The following is a 19,217-nucleotide window of genomic DNA, read 5'->3' as shown; positions in this document are numbered from 1 at the left end:
CTGCGGCCGCCCGTCGGTGCGGACCCGGCGCCGAGGTCAGACGATCTGCGGGCGGTTCATGGACTGAATCTCGTTGCCCAGGGCGTCCGTACGCCCGCCGATGGCGCCCATCGCCCCGCTGGTCGACGCCTCGTTGGCCTCGTGGTTGTTCGCCATCGCCTGGAGCTTCTGGCCGATCTCGCCGATCCGCTGCGCGAGGGAGTCCATCGACTCCTGCATGCCGTCGCGCAGGCCTTCGTACACGATGCCGAACTTCTCACCCAGGCTGTCGTCGCCCCACGGCGGCTCGCCGCCCTCCAGCGCCGCCAGGCGGGACTTCATCTGGTCCGCCGCCTGCTGGAAGTCCTGACCGACGGACTCCAGCGCCCGGCCCTGGGCCCGCAGGTTGCCCTCGTCGACGATGATCTGCTCGCCCATTGCCCCGCCCCCGTCCACCAGTGCCGCCGGGCACTGCCCCATGACGCCATCTCAATCATCAGATCTTACGCACACGAGGGCACCCCCGGTTCCATGCCCGGGGAGTACGCGGATCCTTCACGGGTCACCCCGACCGACGGCACCGATCTTCACCGTCGCTCCCGCTCCGGCGTCCGCGACGGCGGTGGAGCGCCGACGAACGGCCGTTCCGGGGACGGCGACCCCGGCGGCCCCGGAGCCGGCGCCATCACCGCCACCGCCGTCCGGCCCCGGCGGTGTGACCGAGGATCGCGGGCACGATCGTCGCCCAGTCGGCCCGCTCGACCCCGTGGCCGGCGTCCTCCAGGGTCAGCAGCTCACCGTCCGGCAACTGCTCCGCGAGCGCCTCACCGTGGCCGAGCGGGAACAGCGGATCGGCGGTCCCGTGGATCACCAGCGCGGGCACGGCGATCGAGGACAGCGGTGCGTGCACACGCTCGCCGCCCGGAAGCACGTCGTGGTTGCGGGCCGCGGTGAAGTCCCGCGCGCGCTCGACGTCGCGTCGGGCGAGGCCGCGGACGGCGGCCTCGTCGAACGGCCGCCGGCCTCCGGCGAGCACGCGCGCGTAGGCGACCTGGTGGTCGACCACGGAGTCGGCGTCCGGCCCGGCGGCGTGCGCGGCCGAGACGAACCGGACGAACTCCTCGGTCGGAGGCGGGAGTTCGCGGTCGCCGGGCACGGCGGAGGTGGTGCTGATCAGCACGAGCGAGCGGACGCGCCGGGCGTGATCGAGCGCGAACACTTGCGCGAACGCCCCTCCGGCGGAGACACCCACCACGTGCGCGGCCGACACCCCGTGGGCGTCGAGCACCCGGCCGAGGTCGTCGACCAGGTCCGCGCCGGTGTACCCGGGACGGCCCGGCCCGTAGGTGACCGAGCGGCCGGTGTCCCGGTGGTCGTAGCGGATCACGAAGCGCCCGCCCCCGGCGAGCATCCGGCAGAAGCCCTCCTCCCACCAGAGCATCGAGACCCCGGCGCCCATCACGAGCAGGACCGCCGGATCCGGCGGGTCACCGAACGACTCGGTGCAGAGCTCGACGCCGTCCACCGCCACCATGCGCTCGGCCATTGCCGCGCCTCCTCGCCTCTCCCCGTCCCGTCCCGTCCCGTCCCCATGGTGCCCGGTAGCGGGGCATCGGGCCGCCGGAGGCCCCGCCCGGCCGCACGGCCCTCACGTCGGGTCACTCGATCGGGCTCTCCGATCAGGCTCTCCGATCGGGACTCGAAGGCGGTCGGGGCCGGGCGGTTTCGTTTTCGGCAGGTTCAGGGTGATTCAGGCTTCACTGCATCGCTGTTCAGGTATCGGAACAGACGCCAACGCCCGTTTCATCCAGGGGCGTTCGGCCCGCCTGTCCGGCCCGGTGGCCGCCGCAGGCGATTCGGGACGGGCGCCGGGGCTACAACTCCTGAAGCCCGGGGGCCGATTCGGTCCGCTCCGTTGACAACGTTGCCAGGCTCAACTTTGCTTACCCGCACACGACCCCCGACGGTCCGGTGACAGTCCGTCCGTTCAGCCCTGGAGCCGTAGCGATGTAGCGACGGCGCACCCTTCCCGCCCGGTCCGATCCGCCGCCGACCGGAACGCCCCACGACGCCCGACATCCGTGCGCGTGGCGTCCAGGCACGTCCCGACAACGTTGTCATTCGACCGCCCGGCAGATGCACCACCACCCGTTCATCCTTGGAGGCAGACGATGATCAGCATCATGCGCGGACCGCGCCGGCGGGAACGCGGCGGTGACGGTACGGCACCGGTGGCCGGTCCGCCCGCCGCCCGGGCCCGCCGACCCAGGAGGACGGCCGCGCTGGGCGCCCTGGCGCTCTCCGCGGCCGCCCTCTCCGGCGTGCTGCCGTCGGCCGGTCCGGCGGGCGCCGCCGACACGGCACGGCCCGGCCTGAGCTTCGCCGCCCCGGGCACCCAGGCGAAGCTCGGCACCGCGTACACCAAGGCCCTGGCCAACCTGCTCGACACCAACACGGTCGGCTACGACCCGGCGGTGTACAACTCCTCCGGCCTGATGACCGGTTCGCCACAGACGTTCATCCGTGCGGGCGGCGGCTACGCGCAACCCTGGACCAGGGACGCGGCCGTGAACTCGTGGAACGCGGCCAGCCTGCTGGAGCCCAAGGCCGCCGCGAACACGCTGTGGGCGGCGGTGGTCAGGCAACCGAACGGGCAGCTGATCGTCCAGCAGGACAACCAGCTGTGGGACCAGGTCATCTGGATGACCGGCGCCTGGAACCACTACCTGGTCACCGGCGACCGGACCTTCCTGACCAACGCCTACCAGGTGGCGACGAACACCCTCGACCTGCGCAAGAGCCAGAGCTTCAACGCGTCGTACGGACTCTTCCAGGGGCCGTCCTTCTTCAACGACGGCATCGCGGGCTACCCGGCGCCGCCGGCGGACAGCACCGAGAGCCACGGCGGCTACGTCGGCAGCTACTCGGCGACCAGCACGATGATGACGCTGAGCACCAACGAGCTCTACTACTCCGCCTACCGGAGCGCGGCCCGGATGGCCACCGCACTCGGCAGGTCCGCCGGCGAGGCCGCGGCGCTGAACTCGGCGGCCGACACGCTGAAGAACAAGATCAACCAGTACTTCTGGATCCCGGGCAAGGGCCTGTACGGCTACTTCGTCCACGGCAACGACAGCATGGCCGGTCAGCTGGACCAGACCGAGGAGGGCACCGGCCTGTCGTTCGCCGTCCTGTTCGGCATCGCCAGCAGCAGCCAGGCCCGGTCGATCATGCAGAACACCCACGTCCAGCCGTACGGGATCGCCGACACCTACCCCAACTACGCCCGTTACAGCGACGCCAAGCCCGGCCGCCACAACAACGTCGTCTGGCCGATGGTGCAGGGATACTGGGCCGACGCAGCCGCGCGCACCGGCGACCAGACCCGCTTCGCCAACGAGGTCCAGACGCTGGCCGGACTCGCCGTCGCGAGCAACCAGTTCGCCGAGATCTACAACGCGCAGACCGGCGCGGTGGACGGCGGGTGGCAGACCGGCGGCCACTGGGGCGCCGCCCCGGACCAGACCTGGTCGGCCACCGCCTACCTGCGCATGATCCACAACGGCCTCTTCGGGATGACGTTCACCTCCGACGGCATCACCTTCCAGCCGACCCTGCCCGCGGGATGGGGGGACGCCACCCTGTCCGGCGTCGCCTACCGGGGGGCGAAACTCACGGTCACGCTGCACGGGTCCGGCAACACCGTCACCGCGTTCAAGCTGGACGGCGCGACCACCGCCGGCACCTCGGTACCCGCCTCCCTGACCGGCACGCACACCGTGGACATCACCCTGACCGGCGGCCAGTCCGCCCAGGGCACGGGCACCGTCCTGTCCGCCGTGAACAGCACCAAGTGCGTCGACGTCAACGGCAACTCGTCCGCCGACGGCACCGCCGTGCAGCTCTGGGACTGCAACAACACCACCGCGCAGAACTGGACCAGGCAGCCCGACGGAACGGTCCGGGCCAACGGGTCGTGCCTCGACGTCAACGGCGCCGGCACCGCCGACGGCACCCTCGTACAGCTGTGGACCTGCAACGGGGGCGGCAACCAGCAGTGGACCGTCGTCAACGGCACCCTCGTCAACCCGGCCTCCGGCAAGTGCCTCGACGACCCCGGCTACACCACCGCGAACGGCACCCGGCTCGACCTGTGGACCTGCAACAACGGCGCCAACCAGCACTGGGCGATCCCCTGACCCGCCGACGGCCGACCGGCCGTTGAAGGACCGCTGAAGGACCACTGAAGATCCCGGTGCGATCCGGACTGCCGCCGGAAGTGGAAGGTCGGCACCGACGGAACCCTCACCGGCGTGCGGGGACAAGCACGGATCGGACCCGGACGACCACGGAGAAGCACGGGAGAGACGCATGCCGCACATGAAGAGGACAGCCGCGGTTTCCCTGTCGGCACTGGTGGCGGCGCTGGGCGGAGCCTGGGGCACCGCCGCCCCCGCGCACGCCGCCGCCCCTGCGCAGGTGCAGGCCGCCGCCCCTGCGCAGGTGCACGCCGCAGCCTTGGCGGCGACCACGGCGCTGCGCCTGGAGCCCCTGGGCGACTCGCTCACCTACGGCTCCCACAGCAGCGCCGGAAACGGCTACCGCCAACCCCTGTGGAACGCGCTGACGGCGGCCGGGTACCGGCTGGACTTCGTCGGCTCGGTCCGGGAGGGCACGATGGCCGACGCGGACAACACGGGCCTGCCGGGCTGGCGGATCGACGCGATCGCCAGTATCACGGACGGATCGCTGGCCACGTACAAGCCCAACGTCGTGACCCTCATGGCGGGCACCAACGACCTGGTGCAGAAGCACGACGTGTCCACCGCGCCCGACCGGCTGAGCGCGCTGGTCGACCGGATCCTGGCCGACGACCCCGGGGTGACCGTGCTGGTCGCCAACCTGATCGCCTCCACCAACCCCGACGTGGCGGCCGCCGAACCAGCCTACAACGCGGCGATCCCGCCGATGGTCAGGACCAGGCAGAGCGCGGGCAAGCACGTGCAGTTCGTCGACATGGGCGCGGTGACCACGGCCGACCTGGTCGACCCCGAGCACCCGGGGGACGCCGGCTACCGGAAGATGGCCGACGCCTGGAGCCGGGGGATCCAGGCGGCCGCCGCCGCCGGCTGGCTCAACCCGCCCGCCGCGCTGGGTGCGCCGAGCGCCGGTGCGGTCGGCGGGGTCTTCTCCGGCATCCGGGACAAGTGCCTGGACGTCGACACGGGGAGCAGCGCGGACGGCACGCCCGTGCAGCTGTGGAGCTGCAACCGCAGCCCGGCGCAGCAGTGGTCCGCGTACTCCGACAACACGCTGCGGGCACTGGGCAAGTGCCTGGACGCGACCGCCGGCGGCACGGCCGACGGGACGAGGACGCAGCTGTACACGTGCAACGGCTCGGCGGCCCAGGTGTGGCAGCCGTACAACGGCGGCTACCTCAACCCGGTCTCCGGCAGGTGCCTGGACGACCCGGGTGGTTCCGCCACCGACGGCACCCGGCTCGCCCTGTGGGGTTGCAACACCACGGCGGCCCAGCAGTGGGGGGCACCGGGGGTGGGGCCCGTCACCTCGGGCGTCGCGGGCAAGTGCCTCGACGACGCCGCGGGCTCGAACGTCAACGGCACCAAGGCCGAGGTGTGGGACTGCAACGGCTCGGCGGCCCAGCAGTGGGTCGCGCGGGGCGGCACGCTGGGCGCAGGCGGTCTGTGCCTGGACGTCAGGGGCGGCGCCACCGCCAACGGCACGCTCGTACAGCTCTGGGACTGCAACGGCGGCAGCGGCCAGAGCTGGAAGGCGGGCGCGAACTCGGCCCTGGTGAACACGGCCTCCGGCCGGTGCCTCGACATCCCGAACAGCGCCACCTCCAACGGCACCCAGCTCGTCATCTGGGACTGCAACGGCGGCGTCAACCAGACGTGGGCACCGCCCGCGAACGCGTAGCGGCCCGCCGTGCGCGCACCCGGCCCACGCCGCCGGGCGGGGCCGGCACACCCGCGACGCCGTGCGCGCACCGGCGCACGGAGTGATCCGATCAACCACCCTTGAGAGGACGAACGATGAAGAAACCGGTGGCGGTACTCACGACGGCTCTGCTGGCCGCAGGCGGTCTGGTCGGTGCGACGGCGGCTCCGGCCGCGGCCGACAGCAACACCCATGTGCGGCTCATGCCGCTGGGCGCCTCGATCACCGAGGGCGCCCTGAGCTCGACCGGCAACGGCTACCGGGGTCCGCTCTTCAACGAGCTGGCGGCCGAGGGCTACACGCCGGACTTCGTCGGCAACCTGCGCAACGGCACCACGTCCGACCCGGACCACGAGGGGCACTCCGGCTGGCGGATCGACCAGATCGCCGGCATCGCGGACGCCACGCTCGCCCGGTGGAAGCCCAACGTCGTCACGCTGCAGATCGGCACCAACGACCTGTCCCAGGGTTACCAGGTGGCGACGATCTCGGACCGGCTGCACTCCCTGATCGACCGGATCCTCGCCGACGTTCCCGGCGTGACCGTGCTGGTCAGCCCGCTGCTGGTGACCACCAGCCCCACCATCCAGGCGACCAGGGCCGAGTACGACCGGCAGGTCCCGCTGATCGTCAGGGCCGAGCAGGCCGCGGGCAGGCACGTCGGGTTCGTCGACACCGGCTCGGTGCGGGCCTCCGACCTGGCCGACGACCGCCACCCCAACGACGCCGGGTACCAGAAGGTCGCCGACGCGTTCAACGCCGCCCTCCGGACCGCGGACCAGGCCGGCTGGATCAAGGCCCCCGCCCCCAACGGCGGCCCGGTCAGGTCCGGGGTCGGCACCGCCGGCAAGTGCCTGGACGTCAAGGGCGGCAGCGCCGCCAACGGCACGCCGGTGGAGATCTGGACGTGCAACGCCACCGACGCCCAGTGGTGGACGCTGCGCGCGGACGGAACGCTGCGGGCCGTGGGCAAGTGCCTCGACGCCACCGGCTACGGCACCGCCAACGGCACGCCCGTGGAGATCTGGGACTGCAACGGCGGCGCCAACCAGGTCTGGCAGCCGTACAACGGCGGTTACCGCAACCCGCTGTCCGGCCGCTGCCTGGACGACCCCGGTTTCGCCACCGCCGACGGCACCCGGCTCGACCTCTGGGACTGCAACGGCGGCGCCAACCAGAAGTGGACGACGCTGCCGGTCGTCCAGTAGCGGGATCGGCAGCACCGGGCCTGCGTCGCGGTCTCCGGTTCGACGGCGGTCGCCGCCGGCCGGGGCGCAGGCCCGTACCGCTCCTCCCCCGTCGTCGGCGACGGATCGTTCGGACAGCTCGTTCGGACAGCCGGCGGTCGGGCGTGACCGGAGCCGGTCCTGGGCAAGGCCGCACCCGTCCGGGCAGCGGGGACGCCTCGGGCCCCGCGAGGTCCCCCGGCGTGTTTCTAGGGGCCGTCCTCGGGCGGGGGCCGGCGGGCGGTGGGCCTGGCCCGTACGTGCATGCGCTCGCCCTGCGGCCCGTAGAGGGTGAGGAGCTCGACGGGCCGGTCGCCCGCGTTGGCGATGCCGTGGGGCGTGCGGGTGTCGAACTCCGCGGCCTCGCCGGCCGTGAGCACGAGGTCCTGGTCGCCCAGGGCCAGCCGCAGGTGTCCGGAGAGCACGTAGAGCCATTCGTAGCCCTCGTGCACGCGCTGCTCGGGCGGGGAGGCGTCGGCCGGACGGCGCACCGGGAGGATCTGCTTGTATGCCTGGAGGCCGCCGAGGTGGCGGGTCAGCGGGACGAAGGTCTGGCCGTGGCGGGTGAAGGGCTCGGGGTGGATGCGCGGGTCGCCGGTGGCGGGTGCGCCGACGAGTTCGTCGAGCTGCACGCCGAAGGCCCTGGCGAGCGGCAGGAGGAGTTCCAGCGTCGGTTTGCGCCCGCCCGACTCCAGCCGCGACAGGGTGCTGACGGAGATCCCGGTCGTCCCGGCGAGCTGGGCGAGCGTGGTGCCGCGGGCGCGGCGCAGGGCGCGCAGGCGCGGCCCGATCGCGGTCAGGACGGGGGTGATGTCGTCGGCCATCCTCCCATTTGCCGATTCGGCAACGCTGTTTGTCAATCCCGTCGGCCGGGCGCAGAGTCGGTCCGTAAGGGCACGGCGGACGGACGGGCGGAGGACCGATGCAGGGCGGAACGGGAGACGGACCCCACTACGACGTGGTGGTGGTCGGCGGCGGCAGCGCAGGTCTGAGCGGCGCGTCGACGCTCGGACGGGCGCGGCGCTCGGTGCTGGTGGTCGACTCCGGGGAGCCCCGGAACGCCCCGGCGACGGGGGTGCACACCTACCTCGGCCTGGAGGGGGTGGCGCCCGCCGACCTGCTGGCGGCCGGCCGCGACGAGGTGCGCAGGTACGGCGGTGCCGTCCGGCACGGCACCGTGGTGACCGCCGAGCGGCACGAGCACGGGGGCTTCCGGGTGGTGCTGGCGGACGGCGGGGTGGTGCACGGCGACCGGCTCCTGGTCACCACCGGCCTGACCGACGTGCTGCCGCCGGTGCCCGGCCTCAGGGAGCTGTGGGGCCGCGACGTGCTGCACTGCCCGTACTGCCACGGCTGGGAGGTCCGTGACCAGCCGATCGGCGTGCTGTCGACCGGCCCGCTGGCCGTGCACCAGGCCCTCCTGTGGCGGCAGTGGAGCGCGGACGTGACGCTCTTCCGCCACACCGGACCAGCGCCCTCCGACGAGGAGGAGGAACAGTTGGCGGCCCGCGGCATCACGGTCGTGGAGGGCGAGGTGGCCGCCCTGGGGACGACCGGCGGGCGGCTGTCCGCCGTACGCCTGGCGGACGGCTCCGACGTGCCCTGCCGGGCCCTGGCCGTCGCCGCCCGCCTGGACGCCCGGGCGGGGTTCCTCGCCGGACTCGGGCTCGTGCCGGTCGGTCAGGAGATGGCCGGGCACGAGATCGGCGGCCGCATCCCGTCCGACCCGACCGGCGCCACGTCCGTCCCCGGGGTGTGGGTGGCGGGCAACGTCACCACCCTGACCGACCAGGTGATCGCCGCGGCGGCCGCAGGGGTGCGGGCGGGCGCCGCCGTCAACGCCGACCTCGTCGCCGAGGAGACCCGCCGGGCGGTCGCCGCCCGGCGGGAGGCCGTGTCGGTCTTCTCCGCCCCGTCGGAGCGCGAGGTCTGCGACCGCGTGCTCGGCGACCGCCGGCACGGGGTCTGACCCCCTCCCTCCCCCGGGCCCCACGTACACGTCCACGAGAAGTACACGAGAAGGAGAGCAGCACGTGACGACCGACGACACCCGGACGGCCTCGGCCCAGGAGTTCTGGGACACCCGCTACGCGACGGCGCACCGCATCTGGAGCGGCAACCCCAATGCCGCCCTGGTGCGCGAGACCACCGGCCTCACCCCCGGCCGGGCGCTCGACCTGGGCTGCGGCGAGGGCGCCGACGCGGTGTGGCTCGCCCGGCAGGGCTGGCGGGTCACCGCGGTCGACGTCTCCGCCGTGGCCCTCGACCGTGCCGCAGGGCACGCGGCCGACGCGGGTGTCGGCGATCTCGTCGACTGGCAGCGGCACGACCTGTCGGTGTCGTTCCCGGCGGGCTCCTTCGACCTGGTCTCCGCCCAGTTCCTGCACTCGCCGGCCGACCTGCCGCGGGAGCAGGTGCTGCGGGCCGCGGCGGAGGCCGTCGCGCCGGGCGGCGTCCTGCTGGTCGTCGGCCATGCCGGGCCGCCGTCCTGGGATCCCGAGCACCACCACGCCCTCGGCCTCCCGACGACCGACGAGGTGCTGGCGTCCCTCGAACTCCCCTCCGGGCACTGGGAGGTGCTGGTCAGCACCGAGTACGAGCAGCAGCTGACCGGCCCCGACGGCCGGCCCGGCACCCGGCGCGACAACACGCTCGTGCTCCGCCGCCTGCCAGCCTGAGCACCGGGCGCGCCGGGCCGGTCGGCGGCTCGGCGCGGCCGAACGTGTGGTGCGCACCGCGCCCCCGTGACCGGGCCGCCGCACCGGCGTTGTGCGCTCGGGACCTCACCACCCGCCGCACGGAGGCATCATGCGTACGACCGTCCGACTCGCCCTCGCCCTCACCGCCGCCGCGGTGCTCGCCGCCACCGCACCCGCCGGTGCTGCCGCGGCCGCACCCACCGCGGCCGAGCTCGCGCAGCAGCCGCACAGCATCCCCGTGCTGGCGGTCACCGACCTGGGCGCGCTGACCACGCTCGGCAAGCTGGGCTACGACTTCTCCGGGCTCCTCGGGCAGTCCTGAACCCCGCCGGGCAGGCCCGCCGGTTCGTGGTCGGCCGGTCCTCCGACCAGGCACGATGCCGCCACCCCGCCCGGCGCCGGGCGGGTCGGCCGTGAGAGCGTGAGGCCATGAGCGAGACGATCACGGTCACCACCTGGCACCTGGAGCAGACCTCCCCCGCGGACCTTCGGCCCACCCCGGCCCCGGCCGGCGCACCGCTGCAGGTCGTCAGGTCGGAGCGGACCGGCCCCGAGTTCGCCCGGTTCCTGTACACCGCCGTCGGCGGGCCCTGGACGTGGACCGACCGGCTGCCCTGGACGTACCGGCAGTGGCGGGACTGGCTCGACCAGGACGGCCTGGAGACCTGGGTCGCGTGGGTCGCCGGCAGCCCCGCCGGGTACGTCCAGCTGGAGCCGCTCCCGGACGGCGAGGTCGAGATCATCTACTTCGGCCTGCTGCCGGGCTTCATCGGGCAGGGCATCGGCAGCCACCTGCTCAGCCTCGGGACCGCCCGCGCCTGGGACCTCGCCGACCGGCACCCCGCCCGCCCGGCGACCCGCCGCGTGACCGTGCACACCTGCTCGCTCGACGGCCCGGCGGCGCTGCGCACCTACGAGGCGCGCGGCTTCCGGGTGTTCCGCACCGATGACGCCGAGCAGCCGGTGACCGCCGCCCCCGGCCCCTGGCCGGGCGCCGAGGCCTGACCCGGCTTCGTACGGATCCGGCCTCGCACGGATCCGCGGGCGCCCGCCGCCCCCTCACCCGGGGTGGGGCGGGCGGCGGGGCCCGGGCGGCGCAGGCCGCCCTCCCCGGGAACGACAAAAAGCCGGGCCCGGTGCGCTTTCGCGCACCGGGCCCGGCCGACAGTAGCGGGGACAGGATTTGAACCTGCGACCTCTGGGTTATGAGCCCAGCGAGCTACCGAGCTGCTCCACCCCGCGTCGTTGATCAGGACTGTACGGCACTCCCCGGCGAAACACGAAATCCATTGCGTCCCGCGCGTTCCACGAGGGATTCCGCGGGGTCGGCCACGACGACACGGGAGCGGACGGAGGGGGACGGCCAGGAGTGGACTCCCCCGCCGGGGCGGTGCACCGTGGAGGTGTCGGCCCTGTCGTCCCGTCGCACTCCGGGAAGGTGGCGATGATCATGGCTGAACACCCGCACGCCGCGCTCGTCCGCAGAGGATACGAGGCCTTCGTCAGCGGCGACATGGAGGCGATGGTCGGCCTGCTGGCCGCCGACGTCACCCACCACGTGCCGGGGGGCAACCCGCTCTCCGGCGACCACAAGGGGCGGGACGCCGTCCTCGACCTCTACCGGCGTCTCGGCGAGGAGACCGGGGGCACGATGCGCGCCGAGCTGCAGCGCGTCCTCGTGGACGGACGCGGGCACGCGGTGTCCGTCCACCGCTGGACGGCCACGCGCAAGGGGCGCGCACTGGACAGCACGGGGGTGCTGGTCTTCCGGATCCTCGGCGACCGGATCACGGACATCGACGAGTGCGTGGAGGACATGGACGTCGAGGACGCGTTCTGGTCGTGACCGGCCGCCCGCTCCGGGCGCTGCGCGCCGCAGGACCGTGGCGGCGTGGGGCTACGGGGACGGAGCCACCGCCGGGCCGGCCGACCGGGCGCCGTCCGTGCCGCCGTAGCCGTCCGCCGGAGCGTCCGGGGTCGTCCCGGCGAGCCGGAAGAGGTGCTGCTGCTCCTGGTCGGTGAGCCGGAGGGCGCGGGCGATACCGCCCAGGACCTGGGGGGAGGGGTGCCGGCCGCGGGCCTGTTCCAGCCGTGCGTAGTGGTCCACCGAGACGTGGGCGAGGCCGGCGACCTCTTCACGGCGCAGGCCCGGGGTGCGGCGGCGGGCGCCTGAGGGCAGGCCGAGGTCCTCCGGCCGCAGCCGTTCGCGTGTGCCGCGGAGGAAGGCCGCGAGGGCGAGCGTGTCCATCCCCTCACCGTACGGGGGCGCGGGCACCACCTGGAGCGGGGGTGGCGCGCGCGGCCGGCGGAGCGCCGGGCCCGGACGCCGACGGGCATGCATGCACCCGCGAAACCGGGGCATCCGCAGGGCTGTACGCAACCCGTCGAAAGGACGTTCCCATGCTGCCCCTGGTGCTGGTCCTCCTGCTCGCCCTGCTGCTGTTCGGCCTCGGCTTCGCGGTGAAGGTGCTCTGGTGGGTCGCCGTCATCGTCCTGGTCCTGTGGCTGGTCGGCTTCGTCGCCCGCGGCACGAACGCCGGGGGCAGCCGGGGCCGCTGGTACCGCTGGTGAGCCGGCCCCGGCAGGCCGCCCGGGCACGGGCTCGGCACGTGCCGCTCACCGTGCTCCTCGCCCGCCTGCTGGCGGCGCGCACCGCGGTGCTGCTGACACCCGGCACGCGCCGGTAGCACCGGTAGTACAGGCAGGGCCGGAAGTACGGGCCGGGCCGAGCGGGGCGGTACGGGGTTCGTCCCCCGTACCGCCCCGCTCGCCGCGTCCGGACGCCGACCGCCGACCGCTCGCAGCCGGACCGGCAAGGGCCCGTCAGAGGGTGGTGAAGGCCACCTGGTCGACCGTCCAGAAGGCGCTGTTGGTGCCGGTGTAGCGGAAGCGCAGCCTGGCGGTGGAGGCCCCGGCCGGCACGGTGACCGGGATGCTCTCGAAGGCGTTGCGGTCGGCGCGGTACGACGCGATCAGCTGCGGGGTGCCGGAGTCGAAGACGACGTACACGTCGCCGGTCTGCGGGCCGTCGACCCGGTAGTCCGTGGCGAAGGCCAGGGTGGCCCGGGTCGCGCCGGCGACCGGGTAGGCCGGGCTGATCAGGGTGGAGTCGAACTGCCCGGTGCCGTGCGCCTTGTCGTCCCACTCGTCGGAGTCGGCGACGGCGAAGACGTTGCGGGCGCGCACGTTGGTCTCGCGCGCCTGGCCGCGCTGCGCGGCCGTCCAGAACTCGTCGGTGGCGAAGGCCCAGCCGCGCCATTCGGTGACGCCGCCGGTCGGCAGCGCGGAGTTGTCGATGCTCCAGCCGCTCGGCGCGGTGTGCGTCCAGCCCTTGGTGGCGGCGGCGATGCCGGTCTCGTCGACGCGGGTCTGCAGCGAGGGGCGCAGGGCGTCGAAGGCGTCGGGCACGATCTCGTCGATCGGCCTGCCGTCGAGCTTCCAGGCGGGGTCGGCGGTGACGCCCTCGTGCTTCAGCACGGTCGGGGCGATGTCGACCAGCTTGACGTCCTGCCGGACGGAGCCCGCCGCATAGCCGGCGCCGTTCGCGATGACGAAGGTCTGCCGCTCGTAGGCGCTGTTGCCGCCGTGGCCGCCCGCGTCGGTGTGGCCGTGGTCGGTGGTGACGAGGATCAGCCAGTCCTCCGAGCCGTACGTGGGACGGGAGGTGACGGCCTGCACGACCTGGCCGACCAGCGCGTCGACGCTGTGGATCGCGTTGGCGTACTGCGTGCTCGCGCCGCCGTAGCCGTGACCGGCCGCGTCGACCTGGTCGAAGTGCACGAAGGCGGTGTCGGGGTTGCCGTTGCGCAGGTAGTCGGCCGTGTCGGAGGCGGCCTTGGCGTCGTTCTCGGCCTCGGCGATCCGCAGGTCGGGGCTGCCGTGGAACACGGTGTCGGCGATCGGGCTCCACGAGCCGACGACCAGGGTGGAGGCGGCGGGCTGCGCGGTCTCCAGGCGGGTGGCGAAGTCCGGGTGGAGGTCGTAGCGGGCCCCGGCGAAGGTGTTGTCCTTGACGAGGTGCTTGTCGGGCCAGACGCCGGTGGCGATGGTCGACCAGCCGGGGCCGGAGAGGGTGGGCGCCATCGGGTCGGCGTAGAGGCTGCCGGGGGCGGTGAGCCCGGACGCCATCAGGCCCTTGAGGACGGGGGCGTCCGCGGTGAGCAGCTTGTCGTACCGGGTGCCGTCGATGCCGATGACCAGGGTCTTCGCCTGCTTGGTGCCGTTCGGCAGGCCCTTGTACGGGCCGGTCGCGGCATCGGCCCGCAGGGCGCTCAGCGGTAGGAGGACGGCCGCGGCCGCCGTGGCGGCGAGGGCGGTCCGGAGGGACGGGGAGATGCGCACGGGTGCTCCTCGGTGGAGGGGGCGGTGCGGAACGGCACCGGCACCGAGCGTGGGGCCCTCCGGCGAGCCGTACGCCTCGCCGAGGGCACCGCCGCATGAACAGCTCCCGAAGTTCGGTCCATACCCGTTACCGTTCCGTGATATTCATGACGGCCTGTCACCCTGCCCCCGGCGGCGGCCTGTACGGTGGCGCCGTGAGCCACGGCACCCCGCACCCGCCGCCCGCGCCGGTCCGTTCCGGTGTGCCGGAGCACGGACGCGTGCCGAAGTACTACCTGGTCAAGGCCGAACTCGAGGAGTTGCTCACCCGGCTCGGGCCCGGCGGCGCACTGCCCACCGAGGTCGATCTCGCCGCCCGGTACGGCGCCGCGCGGGCCACGGTCCGTCAGGCCCTGCGCGAGCTGCTGCTGGAGGGCCGGCTGCGGCGGCGCGGACGCAGCACCGTGGTGGCCGGGCCGAAGATCGAGCAGCCGCTGTCGCTCGCCAGCTACACCGAGGGCGTCACCCGTCAGGGCCTGCGCCCGCACCGCACCCTCATCGGGCTGGACCGCCTCCCCGCCGACCCGGCGATCGCCGCCTGCCTGGGCGTCGCCGAGGGCGAGCCCGTCTGGCACCTCGAACGCGTGCTGCGGGCCGACGAGGAACGGATCGGCCTGGAGAGCACCTGGGTCGCGGTGGCCCGGGTGCCGCGCCTGGACGAGGACTTCGACCCGGCGGGCTCCTTCTACCGGTACCTCCGCGACCAGGGGGTGGCCCTCGGCGGCGCCGAGGAACGGATCGAGACGGTGCCGGCGTCCCCCCGGGAGGCCCTGCTCGTCGGCACGCCGCCGGCCCTGCCCATGCTGCTGCTGCACCGCCGCAGCCGGGACACCGCCGGACACCCCCTCGAACAGGTGCGGACGCTCTACCGGGGCGACCGCTTCAGCTTCACCCTCGACCTGGCCGCGCCGACGACGGACTGACCGCGCCGCGCTCCCACCCTCCCCCGGGCCGCGCCGTGCTCCCGCCCTCGCCCGGGCCGTGGCGGGCGCGGTCAGCTCCGGGTGCGCGGCAGGTTCTGCTCGGCCCAGATGACCTTGCCCTCGGGGGTGTACCGGGTGCCCCAGCGTTCGGAGAGCTGCGCGACGAGGAAGAGGCCGCGGCCGCCCTCGTCGGTGGCCGAGGCGTTGCGCAGGTGGGGGGAGGTGCTGCCGGAGTCCCCGACCTCGCAGATCAGGGCCCGGTCGTGGAGCAGCCTGATCCTGATCGGTCCGGCGGCGTGCCGGATCGCGTTGGTCACGAGCTCGCTGAGGATGAGTTCGGTGCTGAACACCAGTGCGTCCAGACCCCACGCCTCCAGCTGCCGGGTGGCGGTGGCGCGGGCGGCGGCGACGGCGGCCGGGTCCGTGGGGACGTCCCACTCGGCGATCCGCTCGACCGGCAGGCCGCGGGTGCGGGCGACGAGCAGGGCCACGTCGTCCTCCGGCCGGGAGGGCAGCAGCGCCTCCAGCACCGCCTGGCAGGTCTCCTCGGGCGATCTGCCGGGGTGCGCGAGGGCGGCGCGCAGCAGGTCGAGGCCGATGTCGATGTCGCGCGTGCGGGCCTCGACGAGGCCGTCGGTGAACAGCACGAGCTGACTGCCCTCGGGGAGTTCGAGTTCGGCGGTGGTGAACGGCAGACCGCGCAGGCCGAGCGGCGGCCCGACGGGCGTGTCCGGGATCTCCACCGTGCCGTCGCCGTGCACCAGGACGGCCGGGAGGTGCCCGGCCCGCGCCAGCTGGCAGCGCCGGGTGGCCGGGTCGTAGATCGCGTACAGGCAGGTGGCGCCGATGATCGCGGACTCCGCGCCGTTGGCGGCCTCCTCCTGGTCGATGCGGCTGACGACGTCGTCGAGGTGCGTCAGCAGTTCGTCGGGCGGCAGGTCGAGGGCGGAGAAGTTGTGCACCGCGGTCCGCAGCCGTCCCATCGTGGCGGCGGCGTGCAGGCCGTGGCCGACCACGTCGCCGACCACCAGCGCCACGCGGGCGCCGGAGAGCGGGATGACGTCGAACCAGTCGCCGCCGACCCCGGCGTGGGCGGGCAGGTAGCGGTAGGCGGCGTCGACGGCGCTCTGCTCGGGCAGGCCGCGGGGCAGCAGGCTCTGCTGCAGCGTCACGGCCATGGCGTGGCTGCCGGTGATCGCGGAGGTGATCTGCTCCTGCGTGGTGTACCGCACCTCGAAGAAGCCGTTGTTGCGGCCGAGCCGGAGGACGGCCACCCGGTCGGCCACCGCCTGGACGTCGTCGAGGTTGTGCGTGACGAGGATGACGGCGTGGCCCTGCTCGCGCAGCCGCCGGATCATGTCGAGCGTCTGCGCGCTCTGCTCCAGGCCCAGGGCGGCGGTCGGCTCGTCGAGGATGACGAGCTCCGGGCGGCCGATGAGCGAGCGCGCGATGGCGACGGCCTGCCGCTGGCCGCCGGAGAGCGACGCCACCGGGATGCGCACGCTCGCGAGGCGGACGGAGAGTCCCTCCAGCACGGCCCGTGAGCGGCGTTCCATCTCCACCTCCCGCAGGAGGCCGAAGCGGCGCAGCTCGTGGCCGAGGTAGAGGTTGGCGACCGCGTCGAGGCTCTCGCAGAGCGCGAGGTCCTGGTAGACGGTGGCGATGCCGAGGTCCTGGGCGTCGTGGGGCCGGCGGATGGCCACCGGACGGCCGCGCCAGCGGATCTCGCCCGTGTCGGGCGGGTTGACCCCGGCGATGGTCTTCACCAGGGTCGACTTGCCTGCACCGTTGTCGCCGACGAGGGCGACGATCTCGCCTGCGTGCACGTCCAGGTCGATGCTGCTGAGGGCCTGGACGGTGCCGAACCGCTTGCAGACCCCGCGCAGCGACAGGAGCGGCACGCGGGCCAAGGGAGCACCTCCGGTCGGGCGGCGGGGTCCCGGAGCCGTCGGTTCCGGGCCGTGCGCTGCCAAGTCTGCCCGTCCGGTCCCTCCGGCCGTGTCACCAACGCGCTGCGACAGGGTGACGCCCCCGGGAGCCGGACGGGGTGCGACCGGGCGGGGCCGTGCTGCCGCCGGCGCGGCGGGCCGTCAGCGTCAGGATGCGGACGGCGCCGCTTCCGCGCGGGCGGTCCGGTCGGGGGCGGTCCGGTCGGGGCCGAGGCCCAGGAGGATGCCCATGCGGCGCACCTCGTGGTCGAAGTAGGCCCGGTGGTCGCCGACGATCGCGGCACGGTGGCCGAAGAGTTCGAAGGAGACCGCGCCGAAGAGGTACGTCCAGGCGGAGAGGCCGGCGACGACGAGGACGTCGGGGGTGCCCTCGGGCAGGCGGCCGAGGAGGGGCTGCAGGGCGCGGTGCGTGTCGGCGGGCACGGGGGTGTCGTCGAGCGGGTGGTACGCGCCGGCCGCGGCGGCCTCGGCGAAGAGGCCGCCGATCAGGAAGGGCACGCGGATGCCGGGCGCGGTGGTGTCCGGCGGCGCCTCGTAGCCGGGGACGGGCGAGCCGTGGATCAGCGCGTACTCGTGCGGGTGGGCGAGCGCCCAGGCGCGGACGGCGTGGCAGACGCCGGTCCACCGGGTGAGGTACGGCTCGGCGCGTGTCGCGGCGGCGGCCGCGTCGGCGGCGTCGCCGAGGGCGTCGTAGGCGTCCGCGATGAGGGCGGTGAGCAGGGCGTCGCGGCCGGGGAAGTACCGGTAGAGCGCGGACGCGGAGGCGAGGCCGATGTCGCGGGCGACCCCGCGCAGGGAGAGGCCGGCGGGACCGTGCTCGGCGAGCTGGCGGCGGGCCGCCTCCTTGATGTCCCGGGTGAACTCGATGCGGGCCCGCTCGCGGGCGGTGAGGGCCTTGGGCGCGGTGGACATGCGGCTCATCCTGACAGCCTGCGAGAACACCTGCAACATTCGAGCACGCCCGCCTCCGACGAGAACGGCACAGTCGGACGAGAACACCGTTCTTGACAGCGGCAGCCGTATCCGCCAGTCTCTCCATCGAGCGAGAACGGTGTTCTCGCAACACCCGGCACAACAGCCGGCACAACAGTCGGCACAACGGCCGGACCCATTCCGTCGGAGGACCCAGTGAGCAAGCACCTGATCGTCGGCGCCGGACCGGTCGGCACCGCCGCCGCCCGCCTCCTCGCCGAGCGCGGCGAGGACGTCACCGTCGCCACCCGCTCCGGCGCGACCGCCGCCCCGCTGCCCGGCGTCACCCACGTACGGCTCGACGCCACGGACACGGCCGCGCTGACCGAGGCCGCGACCGGCGCGGCGGTGCTCTACAACTGCGCCAACCCGGCCTACCACCGCTGGGCCACGGACTGGCCGCCGCTGGCCGCCGCCCTGCTGCAGGCCGCGGAGCGCTCGGGCGCCGTGCTCGCCACGGTCGGCAACCTCTACGGGTACGGCGAGGTCACCGCCCCCATGACGGAGGAGACGCCGCTGAACGCGCACACCGTCAAGGGCCGTGTCCGCGCCCGGATGTGGGAGGACGCCCTCGCCCTGCACACGGCCGGGCGGATCCGGGCCACCGAGGTCCGCAGCTCCGACTACCTGGGCCCCGGCGCCGTCGCCGCCCTCGACTCCCGGGCGTTCACGCGGGCCCTCGCGGGACGCGGCGTGCAGGTGCTGCGCGACCCGGACACCACGCACAGCTGGACCTACACCCTCGACGCCGCCCGCATGCTGGTGACCGCCGGCACCGACGAACGCGCCTGGGGCCGGGCCTGGCACACCCCCACCGGTGCGCCGCGCACGCAGCGCGAGGTCGTCACCGACCTCTGCCGGGCCGCCGGTGTGACGCCCGTCGCCGTCAGCCGGATGCCCGACGCCGTGCTCGCGGTGCTGGGCCTGGTCAACCCGACCGTCCGCGCGCTCAAGGAGACCGCGTACCAGCTGGACCGGCCGTTCGTGGTGGACTCCTCCGCCGCCCGGCGGACCTTCGGCCTGGAGCCGACGCCGTGGGAGCAGGTGCTCGACGCCGTCGCCGCCGCCCACCGGTGACCCCGGCGGCGCCGGCGCCCACGCTCGGGCCGGCGCTGCGGCCGGTGCCGG

At 74.1% G+C, this 19,217-nt stretch carries 17 protein-coding genes, 1 tRNA gene and 1 pseudogene; 11 read left to right on the top strand and 8 right to left on the bottom strand.

Annotation, left to right across the window (positions count from 1 at the left end; genetic code table 11):
- Positions 1-36 precede the first annotated feature (36 nt).
- Both OG335_RS32075 and OG335_RS32070 read right to left on the bottom strand, forming a co-directional pair.
- Positions 37-417, bottom strand: coding sequence for a WXG100 family type VII secretion target (locus tag OG335_RS32075; protein WP_405014634.1), 381 nt, complete (start codon positions 415-417; stop codon positions 37-39).
- Between the two features lie 247 nt (positions 418-664).
- Entirely contained in the window at positions 665-1,525 is an 861-nt protein-coding gene (locus OG335_RS32070; protein WP_405014633.1) for an alpha/beta fold hydrolase, read from the bottom strand.
- A 625-nt stretch (positions 1,526-2,150) separates the two neighbouring features.
- On the opposite strand from OG335_RS32070, the gene OG335_RS32065 reads away from it, so the two are divergent.
- The 3 genes from OG335_RS32065 (at position 2,151) to OG335_RS32055 (ending at position 7,148) form a co-directional block, all read left to right on the top strand.
- Positions 2,151-4,178 carry a ricin-type beta-trefoil lectin domain protein gene (locus OG335_RS32065; protein ID WP_405014632.1) on the top strand — a complete coding sequence of 676 codons (2,028 nt, stop codon included), beginning with the start codon at positions 2,151-2,153 and terminating at the stop codon, positions 4,176-4,178.
- A gap of 181 nt (positions 4,179-4,359) precedes the next feature.
- Positions 4,360-5,919, top strand: coding sequence for a ricin-type beta-trefoil lectin domain protein (locus tag OG335_RS32060; protein ID WP_405014631.1), 1,560 nt, complete (start codon positions 4,360-4,362; stop codon positions 5,917-5,919).
- Between the two features lie 116 nt (positions 5,920-6,035).
- A complete protein-coding gene (locus OG335_RS32055) occupies positions 6,036-7,148 on the top strand; it encodes a ricin-type beta-trefoil lectin domain protein (protein WP_405014630.1) in 1,113 nt (370 codons plus the stop codon).
- Between the two features lie 227 nt (positions 7,149-7,375).
- Here OG335_RS32055 and OG335_RS32050 read toward each other — a convergent pair whose 3' ends face one another.
- Positions 7,376-7,990 (bottom strand): helix-turn-helix domain-containing protein, encoded by a 615-nt coding sequence (locus OG335_RS32050; RefSeq protein ID WP_405014629.1) that lies wholly within the window; start codon positions 7,988-7,990, stop codon positions 7,376-7,378.
- A gap of 98 nt (positions 7,991-8,088) precedes the next feature.
- On the opposite strand from OG335_RS32050, the gene OG335_RS32045 reads away from it, so the two are divergent.
- From OG335_RS32045 to OG335_RS32030, 4 genes are all read left to right on the top strand, one after another.
- On the top strand, positions 8,089-9,135 hold the full coding sequence (locus OG335_RS32045) for an NAD(P)/FAD-dependent oxidoreductase (protein WP_405014628.1): 1,047 nt from the start codon (positions 8,089-8,091) through the stop codon (positions 9,133-9,135).
- 64 nt (positions 9,136-9,199) lie between these two features.
- Positions 9,200-9,844: a class I SAM-dependent methyltransferase gene (locus OG335_RS32040; RefSeq protein WP_405014627.1), complete on the top strand. Its 645-nt coding sequence runs from the start codon at positions 9,200-9,202 to the stop codon at positions 9,842-9,844.
- 130 nt (positions 9,845-9,974) lie between these two features.
- Positions 9,975-10,187 carry a hypothetical protein gene (locus OG335_RS32035; RefSeq protein ID WP_405014626.1) on the top strand — a complete coding sequence of 71 codons (213 nt, stop codon included), beginning with the start codon at positions 9,975-9,977 and terminating at the stop codon, positions 10,185-10,187.
- 107 nt (positions 10,188-10,294) lie between these two features.
- On the top strand, positions 10,295-10,870 hold the full coding sequence (locus tag OG335_RS32030; RefSeq protein ID WP_405014625.1) for a GNAT family N-acetyltransferase: 576 nt from the start codon (positions 10,295-10,297) through the stop codon (positions 10,868-10,870).
- A gap of 163 nt (positions 10,871-11,033) precedes the next feature.
- Here the strand turns inward: OG335_RS32030 and OG335_RS32025 are convergent.
- Positions 11,034-11,107, bottom strand: a tRNA-Met gene (locus OG335_RS32025).
- 208 nt (positions 11,108-11,315) lie between these two features.
- Here OG335_RS32025 and OG335_RS32020 point away from each other — a divergent pair.
- Positions 11,316-11,711, top strand: a complete 396-nt coding sequence (locus OG335_RS32020) for a nuclear transport factor 2 family protein (protein WP_405014624.1) — start codon at positions 11,316-11,318, stop codon at positions 11,709-11,711.
- Positions 11,712-11,828: 117 nt separating this feature from the next.
- On the opposite strand, the pseudogene OG335_RS32015 reads toward OG335_RS32020, so the two are convergent.
- A pseudogene (locus tag OG335_RS32015) lies at positions 11,829-12,113 on the bottom strand (helix-turn-helix domain-containing protein); the annotation flags it as partial.
- A gap of 152 nt (positions 12,114-12,265) precedes the next feature.
- Here OG335_RS32015 and OG335_RS32010 point away from each other — a divergent pair.
- On the top strand, positions 12,266-12,436 hold the full coding sequence (locus OG335_RS32010) for a hydrophobic protein (protein WP_405014623.1): 171 nt from the start codon (positions 12,266-12,268) through the stop codon (positions 12,434-12,436).
- A 252-nt stretch (positions 12,437-12,688) separates the two neighbouring features.
- Here the strand turns inward: OG335_RS32010 and OG335_RS32005 are convergent, their stop codons facing one another.
- Complete coding sequence (locus tag OG335_RS32005; protein WP_405014622.1) at positions 12,689-14,206, bottom strand: alkaline phosphatase family protein; 1,518 nt, start codon at positions 14,204-14,206, stop codon at positions 12,689-12,691.
- A 194-nt stretch (positions 14,207-14,400) separates the two neighbouring features.
- Between OG335_RS32005 and OG335_RS32000 the strand changes: the two genes are divergently transcribed.
- A complete protein-coding gene (locus OG335_RS32000) occupies positions 14,401-15,168 on the top strand; it encodes a GntR family transcriptional regulator (RefSeq protein WP_405014621.1) in 768 nt (255 codons plus the stop codon).
- A gap of 71 nt (positions 15,169-15,239) precedes the next feature.
- Here the strand turns inward: OG335_RS32000 and OG335_RS31995 are convergent, their stop codons facing one another.
- Both OG335_RS31995 and OG335_RS31990 read right to left on the bottom strand, forming a co-directional pair.
- Positions 15,240-17,069, bottom strand: a complete 1,830-nt coding sequence (locus OG335_RS31995; RefSeq protein WP_405015598.1) for a SpoIIE family protein phosphatase — start codon at positions 17,067-17,069, stop codon at positions 15,240-15,242.
- Between the two features lie 195 nt (positions 17,070-17,264).
- Positions 17,265-18,029 carry a TetR/AcrR family transcriptional regulator gene (locus OG335_RS31990; protein WP_405014620.1) on the bottom strand — a complete coding sequence of 255 codons (765 nt, stop codon included), beginning with the start codon at positions 18,027-18,029 and terminating at the stop codon, positions 17,265-17,267.
- Between the two features lie 216 nt (positions 18,030-18,245).
- Here OG335_RS31990 and OG335_RS31985 point away from each other — a divergent pair, with 216 nt between their 5' ends.
- Positions 18,246-19,166 carry an NAD-dependent epimerase/dehydratase family protein gene (locus OG335_RS31985; protein ID WP_405014619.1) on the top strand — a complete coding sequence of 307 codons (921 nt, stop codon included), beginning with the start codon at positions 18,246-18,248 and terminating at the stop codon, positions 19,164-19,166.
- The last annotated feature ends 51 nt before the right edge of the window (positions 19,167-19,217 follow it).

Source organism: Kitasatospora sp. NBC_01539 (assembly GCF_045040525.1).
GTDB lineage: Bacteria > Actinomycetota > Actinomycetes > Streptomycetales > Streptomycetaceae > Kitasatospora.
Note: the sequence above shows the minus strand (reverse complement) of the source record. Positions and strands in the feature narration are given on the sequence as shown.

Coding starts and splice junctions, on each gene's coding strand:
- OG335_RS32075 (WP_405014634.1), bottom strand. CDS start 417: ATGGGCGAGCAGATCATCGTCGACGAGGGCAACCTGCGGGCCCAGGGC.
- OG335_RS32070 (WP_405014633.1), bottom strand. CDS start 1,525: ATGGCCGAGCGCATGGTGGCGGTGGACGGCGTCGAGCTCTGCACCGAG.
- OG335_RS32065 (WP_405014632.1), top strand. CDS start 2,151: ATGATCAGCATCATGCGCGGACCGCGCCGGCGGGAACGCGGCGGTGAC.
- OG335_RS32060 (WP_405014631.1), top strand. CDS start 4,360: ATGAAGAGGACAGCCGCGGTTTCCCTGTCGGCACTGGTGGCGGCGCTG.
- OG335_RS32055 (WP_405014630.1), top strand. CDS start 6,036: ATGAAGAAACCGGTGGCGGTACTCACGACGGCTCTGCTGGCCGCAGGC.
- OG335_RS32050 (WP_405014629.1), bottom strand. CDS start 7,990: ATGGCCGACGACATCACCCCCGTCCTGACCGCGATCGGGCCGCGCCTG.
- OG335_RS32045 (WP_405014628.1), top strand. CDS start 8,089: ATGCAGGGCGGAACGGGAGACGGACCCCACTACGACGTGGTGGTGGTC.
- OG335_RS32035 (WP_405014626.1), top strand. CDS start 9,975: ATGCGTACGACCGTCCGACTCGCCCTCGCCCTCACCGCCGCCGCGGTG.
- OG335_RS32030 (WP_405014625.1), top strand. CDS start 10,295: ATGAGCGAGACGATCACGGTCACCACCTGGCACCTGGAGCAGACCTCC.
- OG335_RS32020 (WP_405014624.1), top strand. CDS start 11,316: ATGGCTGAACACCCGCACGCCGCGCTCGTCCGCAGAGGATACGAGGCC.
- OG335_RS32010 (WP_405014623.1), top strand. CDS start 12,266: ATGCTGCCCCTGGTGCTGGTCCTCCTGCTCGCCCTGCTGCTGTTCGGC.
- OG335_RS31990 (WP_405014620.1), bottom strand. CDS start 18,029: ATGTCCACCGCGCCCAAGGCCCTCACCGCCCGCGAGCGGGCCCGCATC.